Genomic DNA, 19,157 nt, shown 5'->3' on the forward strand with positions numbered 1-19,157 from the left:
GAGAACGGCCGTGGCGGCGCTGTTCGTAGGCGTGCCGCAGGTCGGAGAACAGCGGGCCGACTGACCATTCGTCACCGGCGATGTGGTGCATCAGCACGAGCAGAACGTGGTCGCCGTCGGCGACCTTGAACACCGTCGCCCGGATCGGGATCTCGCTCGTAAGGTCGAACCCGTGCTCGGCGGCGGCGCGCAGCGCGTCCGGCAGTTCGTCATCGGTCGTCTCGGCGAACTCGAACGGGACCTCACCAGCAGGCAGGACGACCTGTGCCTCCTCGGTGAACACCGTGCGCAGGCTCTCGTGCCGTTCGACCACATCGGACAGTGCGCGCCGCAGCGCGGGCACGTTCAGCTCGCCGCTGAGCCGCAGCACGGACGGGATGTTGTACGCGGAACTCGGGCCGTCGAGCCGGTGCAGGAACCACAACCTGCGCTGGGCGTAGGACAACGGCAACGGGCCGGAGCGGTCCGTGCGGACCAGCGCGGGCCGCTCGGTCTTGGCCAACCGGCGCAGCAGGCCGCGTGGGGTGGACGCCTCGAACACGTCCCTGATCGCGGCGGTTGCGCCGAAGACCGCGCCGATCCGCGACAGCAGCCTGGTCACCAGCAGCGAGTGGCCGCCGAGGGTGAAGAAGCTGTCGTCCGCGCCGACCTCCGGCACTTCCAGGACGGCCGCGAACACGCCGCACATCAGGCTCAGGCGCGGGTCGGCCTCCACCCTGGCCCCGGCCACCGTGCTCGACGCGGGCTTGGGCAGTGCGGCGCGGTCGATCTTGCCGTTGGGCGTCAACGGGAACGACTGCAGCTCGACGAACACCGACGGCACCATGTGCTCCGGCAGCGAGCGGCTCAGCTGGTCGTGCAGGCCCGCGGTCACGCCCACGACGTACGCGACGAGCCGGGTACCCAGGGACTCGTGCTCGTCCGCGACCACCAGCGCACCGTGCACACCCGGCTGGGCGAGCAGCGCCGACTCGACCTCGCCGGGCTCGACGCGGAACCCGCGGATCTTCACCTGGTGGTCCGCGCGCCCGGCGAACTCCAGCTGACCGTCGGTGCGCCAGCGCACCAGGTCACCGGTTCGGTACAGGCGTGCGCCCGGCTGGAACGGGCTGGCCACGAACCGGGTCGCGGTCAGCCCGGGGTTGCCGGAGTAGCCGCGGGCCAGGCCGGTGCCGCCGACGTACAGCTCGCCGACCGCGCCGACCGGGACGACCCGCAGCAGGCCGTCGAGGACGTACACGCTCGTGTTGTGCACCGGTGTGCCGATCGGCAGGGCCGAACCCGTTGTGCCCTCGCGGTCGGCTTGCCACAGCGTGGCGTCCACTGTGGTCTCGGTGGGGCCGTAGGAGTTGAACAGCCGGTGTCCGGCGTCCACCCAGCGCCGCGCCAGCTCCGGCGGGCACGCCTCGCCCGCCACGATCACCACGGCGTCCGACGGGACAGCAGCGGTGTCCACATCGGCCAGTGCCGAGGGCGGCAAGGTCAGGTGTGTGACGCCGTACTCGGCGATGAGGTCCTGCAACGCGCTGCCGAGGCGGCGCTCGGGCGGTGCGATGACGACCGTCGCCCCGGTGGCGAGCGCCATCAGCAGTTCCCAGATGGACGTGTCGAAGCTCTGTGAGGCGAACTGCAACACGCGATCGCCCGGCCGTGGCCGGAAGTGCTCGGCGACCGTGTGCGCGAGGCTGGGCAGTCCCCGGTGGGTGACGACAACGCCCTTGGGACGGCCGGTCGAACCCGAGGTGTAGATGACGTACGCGGCGCTGTCCGGGCTGATGTGGACGGACGGTTCCGCGTCGGAGCCGTCCGGCACGTCCGAGAGCAGCACGACCGGAGCCGTGCCGGGCAGGACGTCGAGGTGCTCGGCCTCGGTCAGGACGAGCGCCGGGCGGGCGTCCGACAGCAGGAGCGTGACCCGCTCGGCCGGGTACGCCACGTCGACCGGCACGTACACCGCGCCTGCCTTGAGGGTCGCGAGCATCGCCACGACCTGCTCGATTCCGCGCGGCAGCACGACAGCAATCGCTTGCTCGGCCTCCACTCCGCGGCTGAGCAGGTAGTTCGCCAGGCGGTTGGCGCGGCTGACGAGTTCGTCGTAGGTCAGCTGGGTGCCCTCGAACATCACCGCTGGGTCGGCCGACGGCCGCACGAGCTCGCCGAACGTGGTGCCACGGACCTCCGTCGCGGTCTGGTTGCGGGTCTCGACCAGGTCGGTGTGCTCCTCGGCCGACACGACCGGAATCCGGCCGACCGGCCGGTCGGGGTCGGCGGCCATGGCCGTGAACAGCGCGACGACCCGGTCCGCCACGCGCCGCGCCAGCTCGGCGGGGACGATCTCGGTGCGGTGGCGGATGTCCAGGCGCAGGCGTTCGCCGGGGGTGGCCACCACGCCGAGCGGGTAGTGGCTGCCGTCGTTGCCGTCCACAGCGGACACCCGTAACCCGGCGCGTTCGCCGAGCCGGTCGAGTTCCTCGGTGTCGATCGGGTAGTTCTCCAGCACGGTGAACGTGTCGAACAGCTCACCGTCGACCCGGCCCGACTGGATGTCGGCGAGACCGAGGTACTGGTGCGCGAGCAGCTGGGACTGACCCGCCTGGATCCGGCCGAGCAGCGACGCGACCGACTCCCCTGGCCGGACGGTGACGCGCACCGGGGTGGTGTTGATCAGCAGGCCGATGATCTCCTCGGCCCTCGGCAGGCCGGTGGACCGGCCGGAGCCGGTGAGCCCGAACGTGACGTCCGCGCGGCCGGTCAGTTCGGTCAGGACCAACGCCCACACCGCCTGCAGGACGGTGTTCACGGTGACCTCGCAGCGCCGCGCAAGCGCTTGCACAGCCGTGGTCGTTGCCTCGTCGAGCCAGGTGGTGACCTCGCCCGGTTCGCTGCGGGCGTGCAGGTCGTGCCCGGCCGCGACCAGGGTCGGCTCGGTGACGCCGTCCAGGTAGCGGTTCCAGGCCGCGAGCGACCTCGCCTTGTCCTGTTTGGACACCCAGACGAGGTGGTCGCGGAACCGGGCGGGCGCGGGCATGCCGACGTCCGACCCCGCCGCCGCGTACAGCTCGAACAGCTCACGCACGAGCAGCGGCGCGGACCAGCCGTCGAGCAGGATGTGGTGGTGGGTGAACACCAGGGTGAACTCGTCGTCCGAACGCTTGACCAGCAGGAACCGCACCAGCGGCGGACGGCCCATGTCGAACGGCTTCGCCCGCTCGGCAGCCACCGCGGCCGCGACCTCGGCCGGGTCGCTCACCTCGATCTCGGCCCACGGCAGGTCGACCTCGGCCGGGATCAGCGCGACCGGCTCACCGGAGCGGCGCAGCCGGAACCCGGCGCGCAGGTTCGGATACCGGCGCAGCAGCGCCTCGGCGGCGGCCTTGAGCGTCTTCGGGTCGACCGGGCCTTCCAGGTCCAGCGTCTTCTGCACGGTGTAGACATCACCGGCCGCGCCGCCGTAGGAGGCCCAGAACATCAAGCCCTGTTGCAGCGGCGACAGCGGCAGAACGTCCGACAGGCCGGGCGTGGCGCTCACGAGGTCCTCCAGAGCTCGTCGAACTCGTCGACCTCGTCCTGGGTGAGGTCGTCGATCAAACCGAAATCGGACGGCGTGTGGCCGCCCGCGCCGTCGTCGCGGACGCTGCGCACCAAACGCAGCAACTGCGCCCGGAACGCATCGGCGAAGGCGTGCACCATCTCCTCAGGCACGCTGGGCGCCCACGCCCACCTGATCCGCAGCCTCCCGGCGACGGCCGCGACCGTGATGTCCACCGCGAACGGGATCGGCATCCGGTCGTGCACGTCCCCGGACAGCGGCTCGGTCGCGTCCACCGGCTGCCACGGTCTGCCCGCGCCCGCGGTGAACCTGCCGAGGTAGTTGAACCGGATCTGCGGCACGGGCGCGTCCCGCATGAGCAGGCCGAAGCCGATGCCCTTGCCGGGTGTGGCGTGCAGGGTTTCCTTCACGCGCTTGACCGCGTCGGGCACGTCCAGTCCGCCCACGTCGAGCCGGACCGGGTACATCGTGGTGAACCAGCCGATCGTCCGGCTGGTGTCGGTGCCGGGGAACTCCTCGTCGACCCGGCCGTGGCCTTCGAGCATCACCGGCACGGCCTCGCCGATCGCCAGGGCGAGCGCGCTGAGCAGGACCTCCTCCGGCCCGGTGTGGAAGGCCTCGGTGACCTCCCGCGTCAGCGCGTCCGTGTCCTTTTCGGACAGTTCGGCGGTGAGTTCTCGCTGGTTGGCGGCGATGTCACCGGACCGGTCGCCCACCGGCAGCAGCGGCCGGGTGTCCAGCACCGCCGTCCAGTGCTCGGTCTCGCCCGCACGGCGGTGTGCTTCCGCGGCGAGGAGCTCGGTCCAGCGCGCGTAGGACGTGCCCACCGGGGCGAGTTCCTCGCCGTCGTAGGCGGCGGCCAGGTCGGGCAGCAGGATCCGCCACGAGACGCCGTCCATCACGAGGTGGTGCACGGTGATCATCAGGCCGTCCGGCCGTAGCACCCACGCGGTCATCACGCCGTTGGCCGGGTCGAGGCCCGCACCGGCGTCCACCTGGGGCACCTCGCCGTAACCGGGTTCCAGCGACCGGTCCACCAGACGGGCGCACAGGATCGGATGGCGTCGCACCACCTTCTCGATCGCCTGTTGAACCCGTTGCGCGGTCGCGCCTTCCGGGAGCCGGACGAGCATCCGCTGGCTGTAGGTCTCGTACGGCCCGTCCTGGTCCAGCAGCCAGTACGCGATCGGGGTCAGTCCCGACACGGCGTCGTCCTGCTCGGGTGCCGTTCGCGTGGGCGCGGTGGCGATCGCCGCGAGCGCGGCCGGGGTCCTGTGTTCGAAGACATCCGCCGCGGTGAACTTCAGCCCGGCCGTCCGGGCCTTCGCCGACAGCTGGATCGCGAGGATGCTGTCCCCGCCCAGCGCGAAGAAACTGTCACCGGCCCCAGCCGCCGGTAGGTCGAGGACCTGCTTGAACAGCTCGACCAGGGTGGCTTCGCCGTCGGTGGACGGGCGGGCGTCGCCGGGCACGGCCCGCGCCCGCGTGACGGCCTTGGCGACCGGGAGCCCTTCGATCCTGCGGTGCAGCCCGGCCGCACACAGTTCGACCTGGTCGGTGTAGACGCGCAGGATCCGCGCGGCCTCGGCCTCGGTGACGCAGTCGGTCCGGTACTTCAACGAGATCCCGAACCGCTCACCGGGGAACAGCGTCAGCGTGACCGGGTAGTGCGTGGCGTCGTCGGCCTCGATCCCGACCGTGTCACCGATCCCGTCGAGCGGGTAGTTCTCGAACACGACCAGGCTGTCGAACAACGGCCCGAGCCCGGCCATCCGCTGCAGCCGGGCCAGACCCGTGTACTGGTGCTCCACAGTGGACGCCTGCCGGTCCTGCAGGCGGCGCAACGCGTCTGCGAGCGTGTCCCCCGCCGCCAGACTGACGCGGGCGGGCACGGTGTTGATGAACATGCCGATCGCCGCGTCGATGCCCTCGATCTCGGGTGGCCTGCCGGACACCGTCATGCCGAAGACGACATCGCCGCTGTCCAGCAGCCGCGCGAGAGTCAGGCCCCATGCGCCTTGCAGCAGCGTGTTGATGGTCAGCCCGTGTGCGCTCGCCTGCCTGCGGATCGCGTCGGACGTCTTGTGGTCGAGTTCGACCGTGAGTTCCGCGGGCAGTTCGTCGGCCGGGCTGTCCTGTGCGGGGACCAGCATCGACGGCGCGGCGAGGCCGTCGAGCACCGGACGCCACGCCGCCAGGTCGGCGTCCTCGTCACGGCCCGCCAGCCAGGTGAGGTACTCCCGGTGAGCGGTGGTGACCGGTGGCGTGTCGCCCGCGTACAGCGCCAGCAACTCGTTGACCAGCAGTGGCGACGACCAGCCGTCCCACGCGAGGTGGTGGCCGGTGATCACCAGGGTCCGGTCGTGGTGACCGAAGCGGAACAGCGGTGGCACGGCCAGGTCGAACCGTTCGATCCGATGCCGCCGGGCCAGTTCGTCGACGTCGTCCGTGGCTTCGAGGACGACCGGGCCGTCCTCGTGGACGACGCCGACGGCAGCGCCCGACTCCAGGTAGCGGAAACCCGTTCGCAGCGCGGGATGACGGCTGATCAGCGTGGTCAGCGCCTCGGTCAGCCGGTTCGAGTCGAGCGCTTCGGCGAAGTGCAGGGCGATCTGCACGGTGTAGACGTCCAGCGCGGCCGGGCGGGTGTGGGCGAGCGCGAGCAGGCCTTCCTGCAACGGCGACACCGGGACGACGTCGAGCCAGCCGCCGTCCAGCCGGTCGATCTCGTGTTGCGGCACGCCACGCCTGGTCAGGTCGGACGGCGTCCGGCTTGGTTCGGCCGCGGCGACGTCGTCGGCCAGCTGTCGCAACTGCTCAGCCAGCCGGTCGAGAAACGCGGTGACTACCTCGTCGGTGTAGTCGGCGGAATGCCCGAACAGGATTTCCAGGGTGCCGTCGGGTTTGGTGTACGCCGTCAGTTCCAGCGCACTGGCTGGCTCGTCGGCCGTGACGATGTCCTCGTCGCGGCGACCGAGGAAGTTGACCAGCAGTTCGGGCTGACCGGTGAACGCGGTCGCGGTTTGCGGATTGAGGTACCGCAGCAGGCCGTATCCGATGCCGCCGTCCGGGACCGCGCGCAGCTGTTCCTTCACCGCACGCAGCCCGTCCACGGTCGCGTCGACCCGGACCGGGTAGAGCGTGGTGAACCAGCCGACCATCCCGGCGTTGTCGTCGTCGCGGCCGTGTCCTTCGAGGGCAACGGTCGCGGTCCCGCCGAGCGCCTGAGCGATCGCGGTGACGAGCACATCCTGACCGTTGGCGCGGAACTTGCGCTCCGCGTCCGTCCACACTGTGCCAAGCTGGATCGAGCGCCGGACGACCCCGGCCTTGCCCCCGCCCTTCGCCAGCGCCGCGTCGAACGAGATCGCGCTCCAGTACCCGAACTGGGACAGGATTTCCGCGGTTTGCGCCCGTTCCACAAGGGACACCGCCCAATCGCGGAACGGCCTGACAGCGGCGAGCGCGTGCCCGCGCAGGGCGGCGCGCAGATCGGTTTCCACCACCTGCCACGACACCGCGTCGATCCCGAGGTGGTGCACGGTCACTTCGGCTCGGTTGCCGTCGACCAGCCGCCAGGTGCTGCTGCGCCCAACCGACGGGTCCAGCTCGCCGAACGGTTCGGCCGGGATTTCGGGGACGTCCAAGGACCAGAACCCGTCCGGGCTCACCCGCAACCGGGCGCGCAGCATCTCGTGGCGGTCCACGACCGCGCGCACGGCCGTCTCGAACTGTGCTTCGGTGACGGTGCCCGGAAGTTCGATGATCGTGGTCTGGCTGGCCGATCCGGCCGTTTCCCGCAGCCAGTGCAGCATCGGGGTCAACGGGATCGGGCCGGTCACCGGCTTGTGAACCGCGTTGTCACCCGCTTCGGCCGGTTTCAGCGCACGGGCCAAGTCGGCCGCGCTCTGGTGCGCGAACACGTCCTTGACGCTCGCCCGGAGCCCGGCGGACTTGAGCTTGGCGACCAGGCTGATCGCCAGGATGCTGTCCCCGCCGAGCGCGAAGAACCCGGTGTCCGGATCGACCGCTTCGGCACCCAGCACTTCGGCGAACGCACGCCGCACGACATCCGTAGGGCCGTCGGCGACGACCAGCCGTGTCTGCGGCACGGGGTCAGGCAACGCCTTGCGGTCGAGCTTCCCGTTGGCCGACAGGGGAAGTTCCGCCAACGGCACGATCACGGCCGGGACGAGGGCCTCCGGGACGACCTGGGCCGCGGTCGCCCGTACGTCCTCGGGGTTGACGGTCGCGGGCACGACGTACCCGACCAGCCGCGTGTTGCCGTTGCGGTCGACCTTCGCGGCCGCCGCGGCGGCTGTCACCCCGGGGTGCCGCAGCAGCGCGCTCTCGACCTCGCCGAGTTCGATCCGCACACCGCGGACCTTGACCTGGAAGTCGGTGCGTCCCAGGTATTCGAGCACACCGTCCCGCCTGCGCCGGACCAGGTCGCCGGTCCGGTACATCCTGGTGCCCGCGTCGAACGGGTTGGCCACGAACCGTTCCGCGGTCAGCCCTGGCCGGTTCAGGTACGCGGTGGCCAACTGCCGTCCGGCCAGATACAGCTCACCCGGCACACCGGGCGGGCACGGTCGCAGCGACTTGTCCAAGACGTACGTGGCCGTGTTCCAGACCGGGCGGCCGATCGGCACGGTGTCGGACTCGGTCACCGGCCACGCGGTCACGTCGACCGCGGCCTCCGTTGGGCCGTAGAGGTTGTGCAACTCGGCCCCGAGCGTGGCCCGGAACTGGGCAGCGGTTTCCCATGGCAACGCCTCGCCGCTGCAGAACACGCGGCGCAGTCCCGTACAGGTCCTGGCGTCGGGGTCGGTGAGGAACGCGCGCAGCATCGACGGCACGAAGTGCAGCGTGGTGACGCCTTCGCGGTTGATCACGTCGGCGAGGTACGCGGGATCGCGGTGCCCGCCCGGTCCGGCGACGACCAGCCCGGCACCGGTGAGCAGCGGCCAGAAGAACTCCCAGACCGACACGTCGAACCCGGCCGGGGTCTTCTGCAACACCCGGTCGGCCGGGCCGAGCGGGTAGGCGTGTTGCATCCACAAGAGACGGTTGACGATCGCGCTGTGCGGCACCACAACGCCTTTGGGGCGACCCGTCGAGCCGGAGGTGTAGATGACGTAGGCCGGTTCCGCCGGTGTCACGGTAGGCGGTTCGCCGGGTTCGCCCGTGCGCAGGGCACGCACGTCCTCAGCCGTGAGCGTGATCGACGGCTTGGCGTCGTCGAGCATGAACTGCTTGCGTTCGGCCGGGTGGTCCGGGTCCAGCGGCAGGTAGGCCGCTCCCGCCTTCACCACCGCGTGCAACGCCACGACCAGTTCGACCGACCGCGCGATGTCGACCGCGACGATCGTGCCCGCGCCCGCACCTCGTGCCCGCAGGCCCGCGGCGACCCTTGCGGTGTAGTCGTCGAGTTCCGCGTAGGTCAGGCGGGTGCCGCCGAAACCGAGCGCGAACCGGTCGCCGTGCGTCTCGGCCGCTTCGGCGAGGAGGTCGACCAGTGACTTCTCGGGGACCGCCACCCGCGCGCCGACGAGCGGCGGTGCGTCGGTGGCCAGCACCCGGGAGATCTGCTGGTCGGCCTTGCCGGGCAGGTCACGCAGGACTGTGCTGAGCGCGGTGGCGATGTCGTGCACGCTGTCCTCGGTGAACAGATCCGCCGAGTACTCCAGCTTGACGTCGATCCCTGCGGTGCGTTCGACGAACTTCACCGTGAGGTCGAGCTTGGCGGTGCCGGTGTCGGCCATCCGCACCCGTCCGGTCAGTCCGCCGAGCGTGATCGCGTCTCCGGCGGCGTGCTCGTGCACGACCATCACCTGGAACAACGGATGTCGTCCCGGTACACGCGGTGGGTTGACCGCCTCGGCGACCCGGTCGAACGGCAGGTCCGCGTTGGCGAACGCCTCCGCGTTCGACTCCTGCACCCTGGTCAGCAGCTGGGTGACGGTCGGATCGCCGCTCAGGTCGGTGCGCAGTACGACCGTGTTCAGGAAACACCCCACCAGGTCGCGCAACCGCGCATCCGGACGACCCGCGACCGGCGTGCCCAACGGCACGTCCTCACCGGCGCCCAGGCGTTCCAGCGTGATCGCGACAGCGGTCTGCAGCACGGTGAACGTCGTGACACCGGCAGTCCGCGCGCACTCGATCAGCGCCCGATGCGTGTCCGGGGTGACCGACACCGCGACAACGCCGCCGTCCGACGTCGGTTCGGCGGGGCGGCTGCGCCGCATCGGGAGGTCGATCTCCGCCGGGCTGCCCGCGAGGCGCTCACGCCAGAAGTCGGCCTGCGGCCCGGCTCGTTCGGCCAGGACCCGCTCGAACCACACCGTGTAATCCCGGTACTGCACGGGCAACGGCGCCCATCGCGGTGCCGCGCCTGCGATCCGGGCGTCGTACGCCGTCGTCAGGTCGGCCAGGAGTGGCGCCGTCGAGCCGTGGTCGGCCGCACTGTGGTGCAGGACCAACACGAGTACGTCACCATCAGCCCGTCGCAACAGATGTGCGCGGAACGGCGGTTCGCCTGCCAGGTCGAAGGGCACACGGACGAGTTCGTCGACGTTGCCGCCGACGGACAGCCGCGAAGACGGCTCGACGACGATCTGCCGGCCACGCGCGTCCTTGTGTTCCAGCAACGTCCGCAGCGACTCGTGCCGGGCGACCACGTCCTCGATGGCCTGTGCCAACACGGATTCGTCCAGTTCGCCGGGGAACCGCAGTACGAACGGCACGTTGTGCACCGGGCTCGGCCCGGCGAGCTGGTCGGCGAAGGAGAACCGGGACTGCGAGGGGGACAGGGGGACGTCCGCTTCGGTGCGGCGTTTCGCCAGCGGCGGCCTGGTGTCCGCAAGGGACATCTCGGCGAGCGCGGCGGGAGTGCGCGCGGTGAAGACGTCGCGCAGGTTCGTGTTCAGCGCCGCGGCGAGACGCCCGGCGAGCAACGAGTGCCCGCCGAGTGCGAAGAAGTCGTCGTCGAGCCCGACCCGGTCGCGGCCGAGCACCTCGGCGAACAGGGCACAGATCTTGCGCTGTGCCGGGGTTTCCGGCTCGCGGTACGCCCTCACGACCAGTTCGGGCACGGGCAGCGCGCGAACGTCCAGCTTTCCCTGCTCGGTCAGGGGGAGCTCGGCCACCTCGACGACAGCGGCCGGGACCATGTAGTCCGGCAGCCCGAGACGGGCGTGCGCGAGCACCGCCGCCGGATCGAGCGGCCCGGCAGGGACGACATAGGCGCTGAGAGCGATCCCGGACGCGAACTCCGTGGGGACGACAGCACATCGGGCCACCGCCGGGTGTGCCGCGATGACGTGCTCGACCTCCCGCGGCTCGATCCGGAAACCGCGCAGTTTCACCTGGTCGTCGACGCGGCCGAGGTATTCGAGGCCGTGCTCGCCGACGCGCACGAGGTCGCCGGTCCGGTACATCCGGGCGCTGGGGCCGAACGGGTTGGCCACGAACCGCGCCGCGGTGAGTCCCGGCTCGCCGGTGTACCCGCGGGCCAGCCCAGGACCGGCGAGGTACAGCTCGCCCGGCGCGCCCGGCGGCACCGGCCGGAGCCGGTCGTCGAGGACCAGGCAGCGGGTGGTGCCGATCGGGTGGCCGATGTGCGGGTGCGCACCGGCGGCGACGATCCCCTGCGTCGCGTCCACTGTGTACTCGGTCGGTCCGTACGTGTTGACCGCCAGCACATCCGGGCAGGCGGCGAGCCGGTCCCACACGTCCGCGGGCACCGCTTCGCCGCCGAAGACCACGATGGACGGCCGGTGTTCGGCCAACAGTCCCGAATCGATCAGCTCGGCCAGGTAGGTCGGGGTGACGTCCACGTAGTCCAGCCGCTCGGCCCGGATCGTCCGCACCAGGGCACGGGCGTCGCGGTAGTCCTCGACAAGCACGAGTTCATGACCGGCGACCATCCACAGCAGAGCGTCGATGGCCGCGTCGAACGAGAACGACGCCGTGTGGCCGATCCGCAGCCGTTTTCCGGTGAACCGCGCCATCGGGCCACGGCGGTGGCTGGCGAGCAGGCTCCCCAGCGCGCGGTGGCTGACCTGCACGCCCTTGGGTGTGCCGGTCGATCCCGACGTGTAGATGGTGTACGCCAGGCTGTCCAGGTTCGGCGTGAAGTCCGTCCGGCCCGCGCCCGACGGCAGGGACTCCAGCACCAGAGTCGCCCCGCTGTCCTCGATCACGCGGCGTTGCCGTTCGGCGGGCTGGGTCGTGTCGAGCGGCAGCCACGCCGCGCCACTGCGCGCCACGGCCAGGATCGCGATCACGTAGTCCGCGGTTCTCGGCAACGCCAACGCGATCACGCTGTGCCCGGTCAGCGAACCGGCCACCTGAGCGGATCGCGCGTCGAGCTCGGCGAACGTCCAGCTGCGCGTGGCATCCCGGAGCGCCACGGCACCGGGGGTGCGAACGGCCTGGTCACGGAACGCTTCGACGATCGACACAGGAGCGCCCGCGCCGGGTCCGACCAGGTGCCCGCCGCGCTCACGCGCCTCGACCTGCTCGGCCAACTCGATGCCGTCGCCCGACAACCGCTCGGCGAAAGCCTCGAAGTACTCGGCGAACCGGCGCGTGTGCGCGGCGGCCTCGCCCTCGCTGTAGGTCTCGGTGTTGAAGTCCATGTCGACGGCGAACCGGCCGGATCCGTGGTAGACCGACACCGTCACGTCGTCGACCGGGCCCGCCGCGATGTTGTGGAACACACCGGGTGTGGCGCCGAACGTGAAGCCGTAGTCGAAGAACTTGATGTTGACGCTCGGCCCGAACAGATCGCGGACGGTGCCGCCGTTGGCGCTGACCAGGTCCTCGATCCGGTACCGCTGGTGCGCCCGCAGCGCTTTCAGCCCGTCGGCCACCCCGGAGACCACGTCGCCGTCGAGGTTCACCCGCAGCGGCAACACGTTCGCCGCCATCCCGGGGACCCGCAGCAGCGCGGCGCCGACGCGATCCGTTGTGGGCACACCGATCCGGACGTCCGATGTACCGGTCATCACGCCGAGGTAGGACGCGAACGCGGCGATGGCCACGTCGGCCCAGGTTTTCCTGATCTCCCTGGCTCGCGCGGCCAACTCGCCGGACAGCTCGAAACTGTGCCGGGTGAACGCCGCCGCGCGTAAGGACTGCCTGCCTGACAAAGTGGTTGCGGATCCGTGCAGCTGCTGTGACCAGAACTCGGCGTCTGCCGCGAAGTCGGGTGACTCGCGGTACTCCCGGTCCCGTTCGACCAGCAGGCGCAACGGGGCGAACGGCGACTGGCTTCGGTCCTTGCCCGTTGCCAGTTCGGTGTACACCTCGGCGACCCGCTTGCACACCAACGGGAAGCTGTACCCGTCGATCGCGATGTGGTGACAGCGCACGTACCAGCGCCACACATCCGGGCCGATCCGGTGCAGCGCCGGGGCGAACACCGGCTCCCACCGCGGGTCGACCGGCTGCGCCATGTCCGCGCGCATCCACGCCTCGGAGTCCGCCGGGCTCAGGTCGAGCACGGGCAGTTCACACGAGGCGTCCGTGATCCGCTGCGTGTCCCCGCCCTCGTCGGCACAGACGCGGACACGCAGCGTTTCCGCCTCGAGCATGACCTCCTGGCAGGCGCGTTCGAGCAGATCCGCTTCGATCCGGCCGTGGATCTCCACGTAGCCGCCGACGTTGTAGGCGGGGCTGCTCTGGTCGAGACGCTGACCGAGCCAGATGCCGAGCTGCGCCGTGGTGAGCGGCAGCGCCTCAGGCATTGACGGCGCGGCCGGTGACGAGTGCCGGTTCCCCCGGGACGGGGGCGGCCGGGTCCTTGCCCAGTTCGATGATCTGGTTCGACGCGTTGACGTGCACCACCTTCGGCAGGTGCGCGTCGAGCACGTCCTCGGCGACAGCCACGTACGTGATGATGATGACGAGATCCCCCGGGTGGACCAGGTGCGCCGCGGCACCGTTCACGCCGATGACGCCAGTGCCCGGTTCGCCGGTGATGGCGTAGGTCTCGAGCCGGTTGCCGTTGGTGATGTCGACGACCTGCACCCGCTCTCCCTCACGGATGTCGGCCGCCTTCATCAGCTCCTCGTCGATCGTCAGCGACCCGACGTAATGCAGGTCCGCCTGGGTGACGGTCGCCCGATGGATCTTGCCGTTGAGCACCGTGCGCAGCACAGACCTCTCCTCCACACTTAGGTAAGCCTAAATGACCTTAGGTAAGGCTAACCAGCGCCGACACTCAGGGACAAGTCGCCAGCCGGGACGTGCCGGGAGAGAATCCGTGGCCTACCGCACCCTGGCCAGTTCGCCACCAGGTGTATTAGGGTGCGCCACCCGTCAGCCCGCGTCCCCGGCCTCGTCGACCAGCCCGCGGATCGCGGCGGCGACCACCTCGGGCTCCGTGACCGGCACGTAGTGCCCGGACTTCTCGGCGAAGACGTGCCGCCCGCGCGGGCTTCCGGCGACCCGGGCGGCGTGCGAGGCGTTGGCCGCGGCGCGCAGGCGTGCGTTCATCCCACCTCCGGCGAGTTTTCCGGAAATCACCGTTATCGGTATGTCGCCCAGGTCCGGGGTGTTCTCCCGGAAAGCGGCGAGCTCGTCGAGAAACGTACGGGCCTGCTGGGCGTGGGTCCGCACGATTCCGGTCGTGAACCCCTCACGCCGGATGTCGCGGGCCGCGTCCGCGGGCAACGCCTTGGCCATGCCGCGGTAGACGACACCGAGCATCCCGGCGCGCGCCAACGCCAGGTTGAGCTTGATGGCGACCCGCTCGAGCTTGCGGAAACCCGGGCTGAACAACACATCGGCCGCCTCGTCGGTCGGGTCGACCAGGACGAGCCCGGCGATCCGCGCCGGCCGGTCCGCGGCCGCGAGGCGGACGATCGGTCCGCCCGCGCTGTGGCCTACGAGCACGAACGGACCGGGTCCGAAGTGGTCGAGCAGACACCCGAGATCGTCGGCCATCCGCCGCATCGTGCGCGACCGCGGGTCGGGCGCGCTGCGGCCCAGACCCGACCTGTCGTAGACGATCGCCCGCGCCCACTCGCCGACGAGCGGCTGGACCAACGCCCACGACGAGCGCGACGCGGCGGCCCCGGCCTCGAAGACGACGGTCGGGCCGGTTCCCGGTCCCGGCAGCACCTGGGCGTACAGCTCACGTCCGTCCCCGGTGGGTACGGCGACCGGTTCACCTTGGATGTGCGCCATGCTTCCCCCTGTGCCGATTAGGCGGATCTGATGGCGACAGTTGTACCCCGGCATCAGCCCACAGGCACCGGGGCCTTTTCCGCACCATTCCCGGAACAACGGGGACAAGAAAGTCACTAGACCGAACGGGTGACACCATCTACCCCCGGGATTTGCGCTCGACCGGCGAGTGACGGACCCTCCCACGGTCCGGGGTATCGCAATGCGGAAGCGCCTCATACCAGGGTTCGTAACCCGGGAAACCGGTACCCCGTGGCACACCGACAATCGGGGGAATCAGAGCGGGATCGGCGCCGAACGGCTTGACGGGGAACCCGCCCTGGGGAAGACTCCGGCGCGTTCCGTTACTGGTGTAGCGTGCGACAATGTCGCCGTTCACCCACTGGGGAAACACTGTCGCCGGGCAGGCAGGACAGTGCTTCGGGTGAAGGCGGTACTGGGATAGAGCGATGTCGTTCGGCGTACTTGGGGGTACCCGGTGACTTCAACGCAGGGGCTCTTGAGGAGGACCGTCACGAGCGCAAGGTTGCCGCGGTTGTCGCACGAGGACTGACTACCCACCACGCGATCGGACCACCACTGTCATTCGAACTCCTGGGGGAGCTCGAGAGAACATGAGCGTGTAAGATGACCAAGACAAAAGAGATCACGGAGACCCCGATCGGGCAGCTGCCCGTTTCGACGTCCCTCGAGTTATGCCTACGGACGGTGCATTCCCGACTGTCACCGTGTTTCGCCAGAGCCGAGCCGCGGATGCGCGCGCTGAACTACATGTTCGGGCTGGCGAACATCGTCAAGAAGCCGTCTGTCGGGCGGCGCAACATAGCCACCTACGAATCGGAATACCGCGCCGACGGCGCACAACGCCTGCTCACCACCGCGCGATGGGACGACGGGGAAGTCCGCCGCAAACTGCGTGAGATGGCCAGGGCGGCCGCGGCGGCGGGCGGCGACTTCTACGTCACCGAGGCGACCTTCGCCAAGAAGGGCAACCGCGCCGTGGCGGTGGACCTGCAGTTCTCCACGGAGAACGGCCGGGCGCAGAACTGCCAGAACGCGGTCGCCCTGCTGTACGTCGGTCCGGACAGGAAGGTCTTCCTGCTGGACATCGACCTGTACCTGCCGCCGACGTGGTCGGAGAGCGAGCGCCTGCGCAAGCAGGGCAACATCCCGCCGGAGGTCAGGCACCGGTCCAAGTCGGCCATCGCGTCGGACATGATCCAGCGCGCGATCGCCGACCAGTTCCGGCCGAGGCGGATCTACCTGTCGCTCAACTGCCCGAACAAGCTGCGGTTGCTGATGCTGTTGCAGCAACAGCAGATCCCGCACCTGACGTGGCTGTCGTCGGCCGAACTCGGCCAGCTCGACGAGTCGGTCGAGCCGCGCCACCCGGGGGGTACGAGAACGGATCTCGTGCCACGGCAGATGCCCCGGCAACGACCGTCACCGATGACGGTCGCACTGACGCCGAGTCCGTCGTTGGCCACTGCCGGGAAACGCGGCAGCACCAGCTACTTCCGGGCGTGCATGCACCATCCCCTGTCCCCCAACGGAATGGGGCACGCCATGGCGGAGATGCACCACCTCGACCGGCGTTGGCGCGCGATCCGCACCCGATCCCAACTGGACCGCTACGAAGTACGCGGCTGGGTCGGCTGGCACAGGCACATGACGCTGGCGATGGCGGTCCAGTTCGCGAGCGAACTGACCGAGGAACCCGTGCCGGTCTAGAAGAACACCGCGCTCCGGGTGGATGACGCGGTCCTGGTGCGAATTCCCAACGGGGATCAGACGGTCAGGACGACCTTGCCCTGGAGGTGGCCGTCGTCCAGCAGCCGGTGCGCGTCGGCGACGCGCTCGAACGGGAACGTCTCCTGCACGTGGATCCGGAGTTTGCCCTGGTCGACGAGTTCGACGAGTCGTCGCAGGGCGACCGGGTCGGGGTCGACCGCGATGCCGCTGAAGCGCGATCCGGCTGCCTCGGCCTTGGCGGCGAGCGCCGCGTCCTCCTCGGCGACCGCCGTCACCAGGTGGCCCCCTGGGCGGAGCACGTCGAGCGAGCGTTCGACGGTGTCGCCGCCGAGGGTGTCGAGCACGACGTCAATGTCGCTGACCACCTCGGTGAAGTTGACCGCGGTGTAGTCGATCACCTCGTCGGCGCCGAGCGCCTCGACGAACTCCCGTTTGCGTCCGCTGGCGGTCGTGATCACGTGCGCGCCGAGTGCTTTCGCGATCTGGATCGCGACGTGGCCAACCCCGCCACCGCCGCCGTGGACCAGGACGCGGTCGCCGTCGGTCACGCCGCCGAGGTCCACGAGACCCTGCCAGGCTGTCAGTCCCACAACCGGCAACGCCGAAGCCTCGACGTGGGAGAGCGACGCGGGCTTGCGCGCCAGGTGCAACGCCGGCGCCGCCACGAACTCGGCGTACGCGTTGGCCGCCCGGGGGAACAGCGGCATTCCGAACACCTCGTCACCGGGCCGCAACCGCCACGTCTGCGCCTGTTCGACCACGCCGCTGATGTCCCAGCCGAGGACGAACGGCGGCTGGCCGAGCAGCGGGAACTCACCCGCGCGCAGGCGTGCCTCCAGGGGGTTCAGCCCGATCGCCTTGACACGGACGAGGACTTCGGTCGGCAGCGGCCGGGGTTCGGGTGCGTCCACAATGGTGAGTGCTTCGGGGCCGCCGACCGTCTGCTGGGTGATGACTCGCATGGGTCCCAGACTAGGTTTCCGACAGGAACCCGCAGGTACCCTTCGACGTCATGAGCGAGTACGGTCCCGGCGGTCTGTTCCTCGCGGACTGCCCGGCGCGGATGGTGGTCGACCTGATCGCCGACAAGTGGACAGTGGTCGTGCTGGCCGGACTCAGCGAAGGCCCGGTGCGCCACGGCGCGCTGATCGAGATGATCGGCGGCGGCATCTCCCGCAAGGTGCTCACGCAGACGCTCCGGCGCCTCGAAGCACACGGCCTCGTCCGCCGAAACGCCTACGCCGAGGCGCCACCCCGAGTCGAGTACGAACTCACCCCGCTCGGGGCGACCCTGATCGATCCGATCCACACGCTGACCGAGTGGGCGAGGACGCACGGCGAAGAAGTCCTCGACGCGCTCGACTCAGCTTCGTGATCAGACTGTGCCGCCACCACGACCGGTTGAAGAGAACCGGTACGGCATTGAGGCGTGGTTGAACGCCAAGGTGGCCGTGGTACCCGTCAGGTATGGCTGACCACAAGAAGCTGGCGGCGAAGCTGCTGGACGTCGCGGGTGAGACCTACGCCGAGCAGGCAGGTATCCGACTGGCCGACAAACCGTCCCCGTTGTACCGGTTGCTTGTGCTCAGTGTGCTGCTGTCCACGCGCATCAAGGCCGACATCGCCGTCGCGGCCGCCGCCGAACTGGGCAAGGCGGGGATGAGGACACCGGAGAAGATGCGGGCAGCGACCTGGCAGCAACGAGTCGATGCTCTGGGACGAGCACACTATGTCCGCTACGACGAGAGCACGGCCACCGCGCTCGGTGATGGCGCGCAGTTGCTGCTTGATGAGTACAAAGGGGACATGCGGGGTCTCCGGAAGGCCGCCGACGGCGACGCGGGCGCGTTGCACGGGCTGTTGCGGAAGTTTCCCAGGCTCGGACCCGTCGGGGCGGACATTTTCTGCCGTGAGGCACAAGGCGTGTGGCCCGAGCTGCGGCCGTACTTCGACCGCAAGACGCTCGACGGGGCCAAGCGCATCGGTCTGCCCGGCGACGCCTCGGCGCTGGCGAAGCTGGTCAAGGGCGACGACGTGGGCCGACTCGCCGCGGCGCTCGTCCGTGTCAGCCTCGACAAGGAGGTGGCTCGCCGACTGTGACCCTGCGCGCCAGCACAAGGGTTCGCGACACCGCGACGGCTCCCCGTTGATCACACGACAGATCGTGCCGTGCGCCGGTGGCAGCGCAAAGGGCTTTCATGTGGCACGATCGCGCTCGTGACCAGCAAGCCCGCCGACGCCCAGCGACTGGGTGACCTCGCGCGGCTCCGCCGTGTCCGCGACCGGATCGACCGGGACTACGCACAACCGCTGGACGTCGAAGCCCTCGCCCGCGGCGTGCACATGTCGGCCGGGCACTTGAGCCGGGAGTTCCGACGCGCGTACGGCGAGTCACCGTACGGGTATCTGATGACCAGACGGATCGAGCGGGCCATGGCGCTGCTGCGCCGCGGCGACCTGAGCGTCACCGAGGTCTGTTTCGCGGTCGGCTGCTCGTCGCTGGGCACGTTCAGCACCCGCTTCACCGAACTCGTCGGCGTCCCGCCCAGTGTCTACCGGCGTGAGGCGCTCGCGACCGCTGGGATGCCGTCCTGCGTGGCCAAACAGGTCACCAGGCCGATCCGCAACCGCGCCTAGCACGTGAACCTCGTCGGCG

Annotated in this window: 9 protein-coding genes (1 of these 9 running past the window's edge); 4 read left to right on the forward strand and 5 right to left on the reverse strand. The window is 70.0% G+C overall.

All coding sequences use genetic code 11. The annotated features are described in order from the left end of the window. The 4 genes from ALI144C_RS41235 to ALI144C_RS41250 form a co-directional block, all read right to left on the reverse strand. On the reverse strand, window positions 1-3,529 hold the start of the coding sequence (locus ALI144C_RS41235; protein ID WP_076992629.1) for a non-ribosomal peptide synthetase. The gene continues 9,977 nt to the left of window position 1, outside the view; only the first 3,529 of its 13,506 coding nucleotides appear in the window; it begins with the start codon at window positions 3,527-3,529; its stop codon lies off the left edge, out of view. Beyond that, the gene (locus tag ALI144C_RS41240) at window positions 3,526-13,305 is read right to left on the reverse strand and encodes a non-ribosomal peptide synthetase (RefSeq protein ID WP_076992630.1); all 9,780 of its coding nucleotides are present in this window, start codon (window positions 13,303-13,305) and stop codon (window positions 3,526-3,528) included. Before ALI144C_RS41240 ends, ALI144C_RS41235 begins: the two co-directional genes overlap by 4 nt. Continuing rightward, entirely contained in the window at window positions 13,298-13,717 is a 420-nt protein-coding gene (panD, locus tag ALI144C_RS41245; protein WP_076992631.1) for an aspartate 1-decarboxylase, read from the reverse strand. The genes ALI144C_RS41240 and panD overlap by 8 nt, the downstream gene beginning before the upstream one ends. Before the next feature lie 162 nt (window positions 13,718-13,879). After that, window positions 13,880-14,749 (reverse strand): alpha/beta fold hydrolase, encoded by an 870-nt coding sequence (locus tag ALI144C_RS41250; protein WP_076992632.1) that lies wholly within the window; start codon window positions 14,747-14,749, stop codon window positions 13,880-13,882. Window positions 14,750-15,376: 627 nt separating this feature from the next. Here ALI144C_RS41250 and ALI144C_RS41255 point away from each other — a divergent pair. Further along, window positions 15,377-16,480 (forward strand): transposase, encoded by a 1,104-nt coding sequence (locus ALI144C_RS41255; protein WP_076992633.1) that lies wholly within the window; start codon window positions 15,377-15,379, stop codon window positions 16,478-16,480. A gap of 56 nt (window positions 16,481-16,536) precedes the next feature. Here ALI144C_RS41255 and ALI144C_RS41260 read toward each other — a convergent pair whose 3' ends face one another. Next, the gene (locus ALI144C_RS41260) at window positions 16,537-17,463 is read right to left on the reverse strand and encodes an NADP-dependent oxidoreductase (RefSeq protein WP_076992634.1); all 927 of its coding nucleotides are present in this window, start codon (window positions 17,461-17,463) and stop codon (window positions 16,537-16,539) included. Between the two features lie 50 nt (window positions 17,464-17,513). On the opposite strand from ALI144C_RS41260, the gene ALI144C_RS41265 reads away from it, so the two are divergent. From ALI144C_RS41265 to ALI144C_RS41275, 3 genes are all read left to right on the forward strand, one after another. Continuing rightward, entirely contained in the window at window positions 17,514-17,876 is a 363-nt protein-coding gene (locus ALI144C_RS41265; protein ID WP_076992635.1) for a winged helix-turn-helix transcriptional regulator, read from the forward strand. 92 nt (window positions 17,877-17,968) lie between these two features. Then, window positions 17,969-18,601: an endonuclease gene (locus ALI144C_RS41270; protein ID WP_076992636.1), complete on the forward strand. Its 633-nt coding sequence runs from the start codon at window positions 17,969-17,971 to the stop codon at window positions 18,599-18,601. 117 nt (window positions 18,602-18,718) lie between these two features. After that, window positions 18,719-19,138: a helix-turn-helix transcriptional regulator gene (locus tag ALI144C_RS41275; protein WP_076992637.1), complete on the forward strand. Its 420-nt coding sequence runs from the start codon at window positions 18,719-18,721 to the stop codon at window positions 19,136-19,138. The last annotated feature ends 19 nt before the right edge of the window (window positions 19,139-19,157 follow it).

Source organism: Actinosynnema sp. ALI-1.44, from assembly GCF_001984155.1.
In the GTDB taxonomy this organism is placed as follows: domain Bacteria; phylum Actinomycetota; class Actinomycetes; order Mycobacteriales; family Pseudonocardiaceae; genus Kibdelosporangium.